10 protein-coding genes are annotated in these 11,646 nt (G+C 63.2%); 9 read left to right on the top strand and 1 reads right to left on the bottom strand.

Annotated features, from left to right (window positions below):
- Positions 1–47: 47 nt before the first annotated feature.
- Both LMTR13_RS28840 and LMTR13_RS28835 read left to right on the top strand, forming a co-directional pair.
- Positions 48–3,287: a bifunctional cytochrome P450/NADPH--P450 reductase gene (locus tag LMTR13_RS28840; protein WP_065730732.1), complete on the top strand. Its 3,240-nt coding sequence runs from the start codon at positions 48–50 to the stop codon at positions 3,285–3,287.
- 72 nt (positions 3,288–3,359) lie between these two features.
- Entirely contained in the window at positions 3,360–4,034 is a 675-nt protein-coding gene (locus LMTR13_RS28835) for a spermidine synthase (RefSeq protein WP_065730731.1), read from the top strand.
- Between the two features lie 161 nt (positions 4,035–4,195).
- Here the strand turns inward: LMTR13_RS28835 and LMTR13_RS28830 are convergent, their stop codons facing one another.
- On the bottom strand, positions 4,196–5,110 hold the full coding sequence (locus LMTR13_RS28830) for an alpha/beta fold hydrolase (RefSeq protein ID WP_065730730.1): 915 nt from the start codon (positions 5,108–5,110) through the stop codon (positions 4,196–4,198).
- Between the two features lie 162 nt (positions 5,111–5,272).
- Here LMTR13_RS28830 and LMTR13_RS28825 point away from each other — a divergent pair, with 162 nt between their 5' ends.
- The 7 genes from LMTR13_RS28825 to paaX all read left to right on the top strand — a co-directional run bounded on the left by LMTR13_RS28825 (position 5,273) and on the right by paaX (position 11,571).
- Entirely contained in the window at positions 5,273–5,653 is a 381-nt protein-coding gene (locus LMTR13_RS28825) for a hypothetical protein (protein WP_065730729.1), read from the top strand.
- Positions 5,650–6,732 carry an alpha/beta fold hydrolase gene (locus LMTR13_RS28820; RefSeq protein WP_065730728.1) on the top strand — a complete coding sequence of 361 codons (1,083 nt, stop codon included), beginning with the start codon at positions 5,650–5,652 and terminating at the stop codon, positions 6,730–6,732. Before LMTR13_RS28825 ends, LMTR13_RS28820 begins: the two co-directional genes overlap by 4 nt.
- Positions 6,729–7,322, top strand: a complete 594-nt coding sequence (locus LMTR13_RS28815) for a GNAT family N-acetyltransferase (RefSeq protein ID WP_065730727.1) — start codon at positions 6,729–6,731, stop codon at positions 7,320–7,322. Before LMTR13_RS28820 ends, LMTR13_RS28815 begins: the two co-directional genes overlap by 4 nt.
- 236 nt (positions 7,323–7,558) lie before the next feature.
- Positions 7,559–8,035, top strand: coding sequence for a phasin (locus tag LMTR13_RS28810; protein WP_065730726.1), 477 nt, complete (start codon positions 7,559–7,561; stop codon positions 8,033–8,035).
- A 267-nt stretch (positions 8,036–8,302) separates the two neighbouring features.
- Positions 8,303–9,589: a DUF445 domain-containing protein gene (locus tag LMTR13_RS28805; protein WP_065730725.1), complete on the top strand. Its 1,287-nt coding sequence runs from the start codon at positions 8,303–8,305 to the stop codon at positions 9,587–9,589.
- 186 nt (positions 9,590–9,775) lie between these two features.
- The gene (locus LMTR13_RS28800; RefSeq protein ID WP_065730724.1) at positions 9,776–10,546 is read left to right on the top strand and encodes an esterase/lipase family protein; all 771 of its coding nucleotides are present in this window, start codon (positions 9,776–9,778) and stop codon (positions 10,544–10,546) included.
- Between the two features lie 155 nt (positions 10,547–10,701).
- Entirely contained in the window at positions 10,702–11,571 is an 870-nt protein-coding gene (gene paaX / locus LMTR13_RS28795) for a phenylacetic acid degradation operon negative regulatory protein PaaX (protein WP_065730723.1), read from the top strand.
- Positions 11,572–11,646 lie beyond the last annotated feature (75 nt).

Raw genomic sequence — 11,646 nt, 5'->3', positions numbered from 1 at the left:
TTCGCTCGTGATGACGGTTGAGACAGGGCAGGGGAGACATTTCGACAATGGCGTCCAGCAACAAACTCAGTCCGATCCCGCATCCGCCGAAGAAGCCCGTCGTCGGCAACATGCTGTCGCTGGATCCCAACGCGCCGGTGCAGCATCTGGTCAAGCTCTCCAAGGAGCTCGGGCCGATCTTCTGGCTCGACATGATGGGCGCGCCGATCGTCATCGTCGCCGGCCACGATCTGATCGACGAACTGTCCGACGAGAAGCGTTTCGACAAGACGGTGCGCGGCTCGCTGCGCCGCGTCCGCGCGGTCGGCGGCGACGGGCTGTTCACCGCCGACACGACAGAGCCGAACTGGAGCAAGGCGCACAACATCCTGCTGCAACCGTTCGGCAACCGCGCGATGCAGTCCTATCACCCGAGCATGGTAGACATCGCCGAGCAGCTCGTGAAGAAATGGGAGCGGCTCAACGCCGACGAGGAAATCGACGTCGTGCACGACATGACGGCGCTGACGCTCGATACAATCGGGCTGTGCGGCTTCGATTACCGCTTCAACTCATTCTACCGCCGCGACTACCATCCGTTCGTGGAATCGCTGGTGCGCTCGCTAGAGACCATCATGATGACCCGCGGCCTGCCGCTGGAAAATCTCTGGATGCAGAAGCGGCGCAAGACGCTGGCGCAGGATGTCGTGTTCATGAACAAGATGGTCGACGAGATCATCGCGGAGCGCCGCGGTAGTGCGGAAGCCACTGAGGCCAAGAAGGATATGCTGGGCGCCATGATGACCGGCATCGACCGCTCAACCGGCGAGCAGCTCGACGACATCAACATCCGCTACCAGATCAATACCTTTCTGATTGCGGGCCACGAGACCACCAGCGGACTGCTCTCGTGCACCATCTACGCGCTGCTGAAGCATCCCGAGGTGCTGAAGAAGGCCTATGAGGAAGTCGACCGGGTGCTCGGACCCGATATCAACGCCAGGCCGACTTATCAGCAGGTCACGCAGCTCACCTATATCACGCAGATCTTGAAGGAAGCGCTGCGGCTGTGGCCGCCGGCACCCGCCTACGGCATTACGCCGCTTCAGGACGAGGCCATCGGCGGGGGTAAGTACAAGCTGAAGAAGAATACGTTCATCACCGTGCTGGTGATGGCGCTGCACCGCGACCCCAGCGTCTGGGGTCCGAACCCGGACGTGTTCGATCCCGAGAATTTCAGCCGTGAGGCCGAGGCCAAGCGACCGATAAACGCCTGGAAGCCGTTCGGCAACGGCCAGCGTGCCTGCATCGGCCGTGGCTTTGCGATGCACGAGGCGGCACTGGCGATCGGCATGATCCTGCAGCGCTTCAAGCTGGTCGATGTGCATCGCTACCAGATGCACTTGAAGGAAACGCTGACGGTCAAGCCGGACGGTTTCAAGATCAAGGTGCGGCCGCGCGGTGACAAGGACCGTGGCGTCTTCGCCGGCCGTACCGCTGTCGCGGCCGCGGCCTCGAGCGCGGCGGCGCCGCAGGCGCGGACCCGTCCGGGCCACAACACGCCGCTATTGGTGCTCTATGGTTCAAACCTCGGCACCGCGGAAGAGCTGGCGACGCGGGTGGCTGATCTTGCCGAGGTCAACGGCTTCGCCACAAAACTCGGCGCACTCGATGATTATGTCGGCAAGCTGCCGGAGCAGGGCGCGCTGATGATCTTTTGCGCCTCCTATAATGGCGCCGCCCCCGATAACGCCACGCAGTTCGTCAAATGGCTGGACAGCGGCCTGCCCAAGGATGCGTTCGCCAAGGTGCGCTACGCCGTGTTCGGCTGCGGCAACAGCGACTGGGCCGCGACCTATCAATCCGTGCCGCGCCTGATCGACGAGGGGTTGGCGGTACATGGGGCGCGCAGCCTCTACGCCCGCGGCGAGGGCGATGCCCGCAGCGATCTCGACGGCCAGTTCGAAAAATGGTTCGCGGCGGCAGCACCCGCGGCGATGAAGGAACTGGGCGTCGATTCCGGGTTCGCCCGCAGCGCCGACGACGCGCCGCTTTATTCGATCGAGCCGGTGGCGCCATCGGCCGTGCACACCATCGTGGCGCAAGGCGGCGTCGCGCCGATGAAGGTGCTGGTCAATTCGGAACTGCAGAACAAGACCGGCGCCAGTCGTTCCGACCGCTCGACCCGCCACATCGAGGTGGAATTGCCGCCCGGCATCGCTTATCGCGTCGGTGACCATCTCAGTGTGGTGCCGCGCAACGATCCAGCGCTGGTCGATTCCGTCGCGCGCCGTTTCGGCTTCTTGCCGGCCGACCAGATCAGACTTCATGTCGCGGAAGGCCGCCGCGCGCAATTGCCGGTCGGCGATGCCGTCTCGGTCGGGCGGTTATTGACCGAGTTCGTCGAGTTGCAGCAGATCGCGACCCGCAAGCAGATCCAGATCATGTCGGAGCACACGCGCTGTCCCGTTACCAAGCCAAAACTGCTCGCCTATGTCGGCGACGACGGCGCGTCTACGGAGCTCTATCGCTCGGACGTCCTGGCCAAACGCAAATCGGTGTTCGACCTCTTGGAAGAGCATCCGGCCTGCGAACTGCCGTTCCATGCCTACCTGGAAATGCTGTCGCTGCTGGCGCCGCGGTACTATTCGATCTCGTCGTCGCCTTCTTCCGATCCGGCACGCTGCAGCGTCACCGTCGGCGTGGTGGAGGCGCCGGCAAGCTCAGGACGCGGCGTCTACAAAGGCGTATGCTCGAACTATCTCGCCGGACGCCGGGTCGGCGATACCGTGCATGCAACCATTCGCGAGACCAAGGCCGGCTTCCGGCTACCGGATGATGCGGCCCAACCCGTGATCATGATCGGTCCCGGCACGGGGCTGGCGCCGTTCCGCGGCTTTCTGCAGGAGCGCGCGCACCGCAAGGCGCAGGGCGCCAAGCTGGGACCTGCAATGCTGTTCTTCGGCTGCCGTCATCCCGAGCAGGATTTCCTTTATGCGGATGAATTGAAGGCCTTCGCCAACGACGGCATCGCCGCGCTGCACACCGCGTTCTCGCGTGCCGAGGGACCGAAGACCTATGTGCAGCACCAGGTGACGGCGCAAAAGGACCGCGTCTGGAGCCTGATCGAGCAGGGCGCGATCGTATATGTCTGCGGCGACGGCGGCAAGATGGAGCCCGACGTCAAGGCCGCACTGGTCGCAATCTATCGCGAAAAGTCGGGTGCCGACGCCGAAGCCGGCCTGCACTGGATCGACGATCTCGGCACGAAGAACCGCTACGTGCTGGACGTTTGGGCTGGCGGATAAACCGTCGTCACTGCGAACGCAATGCGAACGCAGAGACGACGGCTATTGAGAGCGCATGCTACAACCCTCCGCATGATTCCCTGGGAAAAGCTCGACACCGCCCGCATTCCTGGCACCGGCAGCGAACTCCGCCTGATGCGCCGCGGCAAGGAGTTCTCGATCAAGCTCGGCAGCAACGAACTGATGAACAGCCGCCTGTCCGGCTCGGAAGCGGCGCTCGCGACGCTCGCTGCGAAGAAGATCGAAAAGGTCGCAAAACCGCATGTGCTGATCGGCGGATTGGGCATGGGCTTTACGCTGCGTGCGGCGCTCGCCGCGCTCGGCAATGAAGCGCAGATCGTGGTGGCGGAGCTGGTGCCGGCGGTGATCAGTTGGGCCCGAGGCCCGATGGCAGAACTTTTTGGCGACAGCCTGGACGATTCGCGCGTGAGCATTCGAGAGACGGATGTCACCGAGATCATCCGGTCGCAGCGTTCGAAGTTCGACGCCATTCTGCTCGATGTCGACAATGGACCGGAAGGGCTTACTCGTGAGGGCAATGATGCGCTCTACAACGCTGCTGGCCTGCATGCGACGCACGCCGCGCTGCGACCGGGCGGCGCCCTTGCCGTATGGTCTTCGGGGCCGAATCCCGCGTTCGCAAAACGCCTTCGCGGCGCGGGCTTCGACGTCAATGAAGTCAACATCCGCGCCACCGGCAAAGGCCGCGGCGTGCGTCACGTGATCTGGATCGCAACGAAGAGTTGACTGGCTCGACTCTATCTCCACTGTCGTCCCTGCGAACGCATGCGAACGCAGGGACCCATAACTACAAATGCTGATGCCGCGACTGGGCTGGAGTCACAGCGCTCAACACTACGCACGCCGGTGGTTAAGGGTTCCTGATTTCGCAGGAACGACGAGATAGATCACGCCGCCTTTGCCGCGGCACCCTGCGCGTGCCCGGCGATCGCGCCGATGATCTGGGGCCACATCGGGATCGGCAGCGCGTGGCCCATGCCTTCGATCATCAGCAGCTTTGCGCCGGGGATTGACGCTGCGGTGTCCTTGCCGCCTTCGGGGCGCACCAGCGGATCGACGGTGCCGTGGATGACCAGCGTCGGAATCTTCAGGTGATGCAGCCGTTCCTTGCGGCTGCCGGAGGCGAGCACCGCCCGCAACTGCCGGCCGACGCCGTTCGGATTGAGGCCGCGTTCATAGGTGCGGGCGGCGCGGGCAGGGTCGAGCGCCTCGTCTTCCGGGAACGAGCCGACGCGCAGCACTTTCCAGGTCTTGGCGAACCGGTCGAAATATTCTTCCTTCGTGGTCGGCGGCGGCGCCATTAGCACGGCGCTCGCCTCCCGCGTCGGTGGCGGTAGCTTGGGGTTACCAGTGGTCGACATGATCGAGGTCAGTGAACGCACCCGCTGCGGAAACGACAGCGCGACTTCCTGGGCGATCATGCCGCCCATCGAGGCACCGACCAGATGTGCCGATTTGATGCCGAGCACATCCATCAGGCCGACGGTATCCTTGGCCATGTCGATCAGTTTGTAGGGTGCAGCCACCGGGATCTTCAGGAACCGCAGCTTTAACAGTTCGAACGGTGTCAGCCGCTTGCCGCCGGAAAGGTGCGAGGACTTGCCGATGTCGCGGTTGTCGAAACGGATGACGCGAAAACCGCGCGCGGCGAGCTGGCGGCAGAAATCGTCGTCCCAATGGATCATCTGGGCGCCGAGCCCCATGATCAAGAGCATCGGTTCCGCGGCCGGATCGCCAAAAATCTCGTAGCAAATGTCGATGCCGTTGGCGCGGGCGATCTGGGGCGGCTGATGGGCAAGCATCGTGTATGTCTTCCCTCAAGTGATATCTGGCATCAGTAACTATGGCACGGTTTCCCGCACCGCAGAAGACGTCGCAATGGTTGACCGGCCCGCCGTGTGGTATGGGCCAAACACAAGCGAAGCGTGGCAAGCGCTCGTAGTCTTTCGGGAGAGGGCGCGCTGATGGCCGACAAAGGCAACGATCCTGCCGTGATCTGGCAGACCATGCTTGGGGAGATGGAAAAGGGGTTCAACTCCTTCGCCAACCAGGCGATGGCATCGCCCGAATTCTCAAAAATGATGAATCAAGTAGGCGGCGTCAGCGCAGGCGCGCAGAAGCAGCTCGGCGAACTGATGGAGAAGTACCTGCTGGCAATGAACCTGCCGAGCCGGGCGCAGCTCGTCGGCATGGCCGAGCGGCTGCAGGCGATCGAGGGCCAGCTCAACGAGATCAAGGCGCTGTTGCATCAGGTGCATCATAATTCGCTGTCGCTGGAGAGCGGCTACGGCACGCCGCGGCCGCCACGCACGAAGCGTCCGCCGTCGGAGGGAGAGGAGAAATGAACGCGCCCGCGGGTCTTGATTTCGCTTCCATTTCGGAGCGGGTCCAGTCCGAGGTGCAGCGCGCGATCCAGCGCAGCATCAAGGGCGTCGAATATTTTTCTACCTCCGGCCCGTCGCTCGGCTCGACGCCAAAGGACATTCTGGCCGTCCGCGGCACCATGAACCTCTATCACTACCGGCCGATCGCGGATGAAATCTACCGCGTGCCGATCCTGATCGTGATGGCCACCACCAACCGCGGCTACATCCTCGACATGGTGCCGGGTCAGAGCTTCATCGAGTTTCTGTTGAAGCGCGGCTACGACGTCTACATGCTGGACTGGACCGCGCCCAAGCCGGAAGAAAAATCGTTGCGGATGGAGGACTACGTCCTCGACTTCATCCCCGATTGCGTTCGCCGCGTACAGCAGGATTCCGGCGAGCAGGACGTTACCGTGATCGGCTACTGCTTCGGCGGCGTGCTATCGCTCCTGTACGGCTCGATCTTCAACGACGGGCCGATGAAGAATTTGATCTGCTTCACCACGCCGATCGATTTTCGCGAGATGAAGCTGTTCCAGAACTTTTCCGATCGCCGCTATTTCGACGTCGATCGCCTCGTCGATAGTGTCGGCAATGTGCCGCCCGAAATGATCCTGTCCTCGTTCGAAATGCTGCGGCCGGCCTCGCGCACCGTCAGCCAGGTGCAATTATGGGAAAACATCTGGAACGACGAGTTCGTGAAGTCGTACCGGATGTTCGACCGCTGGGCGACCGATACGCTGCCGCTGGCTGGCGAGTACTTCCGCGACATCACCAAGAACCTGATGTGGGACAACAAGCTTTACAACGACACCATGTCGGTCGGCGGCCGCGCGGCGGATATTTCCAGGATCACGGTGCCGATCCTGCATGCGGTCGCCGAGCACGATCACATCGTGCCCTATGACGCGGCCAAGCACCTGATCGCCAAGGTCGGCTCATCAGACAAGGAAGAGGTGATGCTGAAGGGCGGTCACGTCAGCCTCGTCGCCGGTGCCAACGCGATCAAGCGGCTGTGGCCGAAACTGGATTCCTGGCTAGGTAAGAGATCAACATGAGCGAGACACGTTCCTATCCGCGCCACGTCAAGACCGATGCCGGCGACATCGAATTCCGCATGATGGGGCGGGCGGACGAAGCCGCGGTGCTGGCATTTGCGCAAAACCTCCCGACCCATGATCTGCTGTTCCTGCCGCGCAACATCAGCCAGCCCAAAGTGCTCTCGGCCTGGGTCAACGAGATCGAGCGCGGCCAGATCGTCAGCCTGCTGGCAGTGAGGGGCGGTTCGGTGGTCGGCTGCGGCACGCTGGTGCGCGACCCGCATTCCTGGTCGCCCCATGTCGGCGAGATCCGCATGGTGGTGTCGCTTGATGTCCGCGGGCAGGGGGTCGGCCGGGCGTTGTCGCAGGAGACCTTCGCCTTGGCCTTGGGCGCCGGGCTGGAAAAGCTGTCGGTGCAGATGACCGTGGACCAGCAGGCGGCGATCGCGTTGTTCGAGAGCATTGGTTTCAGGGCCGAGGCGCTGCTGCGCGACCATGTCCGGGACGTCGACGGAAAGAAGCACGACATCGTCGTACTCGGGCACAATGTGGCGCAGGTTCGGGCACAGCTTGAGGCCTATGGCCTGCCCGGGGCGGTCCAGCACTAGCCAGACACAAAATCGCGAAAACAACCCCATGCAAAGTAGATGGGCCGGCTCCTAAACTGGAACTTTGCCGGTTCTCTGGGCGAACCGCTCATCCATTAAGCCTATCACGAATTCGTGATATCGCGGTGCAACATTGATGTTGCGCCGCACCATTAACTATGGCACAACGCTTGTGCCCCGGGCCAATCCGGACGGGGTGAGCCCATAGCTCAAACCGTGAGGATGGAGAGACTGCAATGACCACCGAAACCAATTCCGTGCTGAACACCGTCAAGGATGCCTTCGCGCCCGTCACCGAGGCGTTCACCAAGCTCCAGAACCTGGAAGTTCCGGAGGCCGCCCGTGAGTTCGTGAAGAAGCAGACCGAGACCGCCAAGGAGCGCGCCGCCGACCTTTATGCCGGTTCGGAGAAGGCGACCGCTGCGATCGAGACCGCCGTTGCCGGTTCGGTCACCGAGGCCGCCAAGATCAGCCGCAACATCCAGCAGGCGCTTTACCAGGACGCGGAAGCGTTCTTCGCCGGCATCGACAAGCTCGCTTCGGCCAAGTCGCTGAGCGAAGCCGCCCAGATCCAGTCGGACCTGGTCCGTGCGCGCGGCGAAGTGTTCGTCTCGCGGGCGAAGGCCACCACCGACTATCTCGGCAAGCTCGTCGCCGACAGCGCCAAGACCGCACAGGACAACTTTGCCAAGGTCTACTCTAAGACCGCCTGAGAAGACGGCCTGATCGCGATACGCTGACAACTCCTGTTTCGAAGGCCCGCTTAAAGCGGGCCTTCTTTTTGTCTTGTCAGGCGCTTGCGTGCCCCGGACGCTGCGCAGCGCGCCGCCCGTGCGGCGTGATGCGCTGCAGAGCCGGGGCCTATCCACGGATCGCGTGGGTCCCGGCTCTGCGGAGCAGCGCGAAGGGCGCGCCGCACCGCGTCCGGGACACGTCAGGCGTGAAGCGCTAAAGTTCGCACTCACCACTCGAAAGCCGTCATGACCCTTCCCGCCACCTTCATCATCGACAGCCCGGGCGATGCCATCCGCGCCGCCGAGTTGCGGCGCGTGAAGTTGCTGGCAACGTCGGTGCTGGCGGCGACATTCGCGACCTTTCTCGCAGCAAGGGCACTGCTGCCGCTGCATCCGGCGTTCGGCTTCATCGCGGCCTTTGCAGAGGCTGCCACCATTGGCGGCCTCGCCGACTGGTATGCCGTGGTGGCGCTGTTCAAGCGGCCCTTGGGACTGCCGATCCCGCACACGGCAATCATCCAGAGCAACCAGCACCGCATCGCCGACAAGCTCGGCGAATTCATCGAGAAGCATTTCCTGGAAGCGGCCCCCGTCGAGGCCAAGCTGCGGCAGATCGATTTCGGCGCATTCATCGCCGACTGGCTGCGCGACAAGAAGCGCAGCGAGGATCTCGCGCGCTTTGCGCTGCGGCTGTTGCCGGAAGCGGTGGCAGCGACGGAGACCTCCGGCCTGATGACGTTCGTCAGCCGCCGTATCACGGCGCAACTGATGGCGATCGATCTGGCGCCGCTTGCCGCCGGAACGCTGCGCGCTTTCGTCAAGGAGGGACGGCATTCGGGCCTGCTCGATGACATCCTGCGCGCGGTGCATCAGACGATGACGCAGGCCGAAACCATGGCGATGATCCGCGAAAAGATCCGCGCCGAATTGCCGACGCTTTTAAAACTCTATCGCGCCGACAAGTTCCTGGTGAACAAGATCGTGGCTTCCGCCACCGCCTTCTTCGAGGAAGTCCGCAACGATCCCGCGCATCCGTTCCGCGGCGAGTTCGATCGCATGGTGCTCTCCTTCGTCGACCGCCTCGGTACCGATCCGAGCTACGCCGAACGCATCCAAGGACTGAAGCGCGATTTGCTGGCGCGTCCTGAAGTGGCGGGGCTCGCGCGTCACATATGGGAGAACACGCGCTCTTTCTTCGAGCGCAGCGCCTCGGGCGAGACGCAGGTGTTGGAGCAATATCTGGTGCGCATGTTCGTGAAAGCGGGCGAGGCGCTGGCCGGCGACGCCGAACTGCGCACCGAGATCAACCAGGGCCTCGTGGCCGTGCTGCGAACGGTCATCGCCGAACAGAAGAGCGGCGTCTCGACCTTCATCTCCGACCAGGTCAAGTCGTGGGACATGGGGCAACTGATCTCGCTGATCGAAATCAACATCGGCCGCGACCTGCAATACATCCGTTTCAACGGTTCGCTGATCGGCGGGCTTGCAGGGCTGGCGCTGTACACCCTCGAATACCTGCTGCGTCTGCTGTGACCAATTCATCACGTCAACGCTTTTAGTTATCCAAGGTGTGACCTGTACCGCTTGCAAGGGCAAAGCCGGTTCCCTAGCTTTTTATGGAACTATATTGCAGTGCCGAACGATTCTACCGCGTTGGCGTCTAACTGAACCGGTGGCCGGCTGCCGCGACGTAAGGGGCCGAGCCCGAGAGGAGATCTGATGTCCGTTGCTGCGCAGACGCTTGCCCCACCCTCCAGAACCCTGATGCTTCTGGAGGGGCGTGCCATTCACGAACTCGGCGCGTTTCTTGGGGCACTGCCATTGCTGAGTCTGGCGCCACGCGGCGACGGGCATCCCGTATTGGTGTTGCCCGGCCTTGTTGCATCCGACACCTCGACGCGGCCGCTGCGCAGCTTCCTGCGTACACGCGGCTATGCCGTCAGCGGCTGGCGTCAGGGGCGCAACCTCGGCCTGCGCCACGGCGTGCAGAACGCCATGGTCGATCTGGTGCAGGAGTTGAACGACACGCACAGCCGCAAGGTCTCGCTGGTCGGCTGGAGCCTCGGCGGTCTCTACGCGCGCCAGCTAGCCAAGATGATGCCGGAGCGCGTGCGCTCGGTGATCACGCTCGGCAGCCCGTTTGCGTCGGGACCGAAGGCGACCAACGCCTGGCGCGTCTACGAAATGGCGAGCGGCCGCCGCGCCGACGAAGAGGATCCGCGTTTCGGCGGGTCGCTCTTAGGTACGCCGCCGGCGCCGACCACGGCAATCTTCAGCCGCACCGACGGCATCTGCGCCTGGCAGGGCTGCGTGGAGAAGGCATCGGCAACCTCCGAAAGCATCGAGGTCGAGAGCAGCCATTGCGGCATGGGCCACCACCCGGCGGTCGTGTACGCAGTGGCCGATCGCCTGGCGCAGCCGGAAGGCGAATGGGCACCGTTCGATCGAAGCGGCTGGCGCAGCCTGGTGTATCCGGATCCGCATCGCTGAAGCGGCGCCGCGAACTCCGACAGCTCTCCGCGCACTCAGCGCCAGCGAATTTGCGGAATCAGCCCCTCACCCTAACCCTCTCCTCGTGAAGAACGGGGAGAGGGAAAAACCACCGACATTGTCGTTCTCCCGCAAAACGCGCTATGCGTTGACGCATGCCGCCGCCGCTTGCCCGCATTATCCAGCAGTTGAAACGCGAACCGTCGCGCACTGGCTCGATCGTCATCACCGTATTCGGTGATGCCATCGTGCCGCGCGGCGGCTCGGTCTGGCTCGGCACGCTGCTAGAATTTTTCGAGGAGCTCGACATCGACGCCGGCGTGGTGCGCACCGCGATGTCGCGGCTGACGGCCGACGGCTGGTTCGAGCGCAATAGAATCGGTCGCAACAGCTTCTATCGCCTCGTGCAGAGCGGGCGGCAAACGTTTGATATCGCGACGAAACACATCTATGGCCCGCCGGCCTCGGACTGGACCGGGCGATTTGAGCTGCTGCTGATCGGCAATGGTGGAGATCGCGACACCGCGCGCGAGGCGTTGAAGAATGCTGGCTTCGGCAGTCCGCTGCCGGGTGTCTGGGTCGCGCCGTCGGGCGTGCCGGTGCCGGCGGAAGCCTCCGGCGCCATTCGTCTCGAAGTGTCGGCGGAAGACGATAGCGGGCGGCGTCTGCTCAGCGAAAGCTGGCCGCTCGATCGCACCGCCGACGCCTATCAGAAGTTCATGAAGACCTTCGAGCCGCTGCACGGCTGGCTCGGCCGCGGCGAGCGGCTGACCGAGACCGACGCCTTCACCGCGCGGATCCTCCTGATCCACCATTACCGCCGCGTCGTGCTGCGCGACCCGTTGCTGCCGACCGCGTTATTGCCGGCGGACTGGCCGGGCAGGGCGGCTCGAGCGTTGTGCGGCGAGATCTACCGGGCAGTACTTCCCGCGTCCGAACAATGGCTTGACCGCCATGCGACCAACGAAAACGGACCCCTGCCAAAGCCCGGCGGGGAACTTTCGAAGCGGTTTGACGGGCCGTAAATATGTTACAGAAATATATTGCATATCATAATTTGTGTTATATATTTCCTCCCAACAAATTCCGGGAGGTCCGCC

The sequence above is a fragment of the Bradyrhizobium icense genome, assembly GCF_001693385.1.
GTDB classification, from domain to species: domain Bacteria; phylum Pseudomonadota; class Alphaproteobacteria; order Rhizobiales; family Xanthobacteraceae; genus Bradyrhizobium; species Bradyrhizobium icense.
The sequence above is the reverse complement of the archived record's forward strand: the minus strand, read 5'-3'. Positions and strand labels throughout refer to the sequence as shown.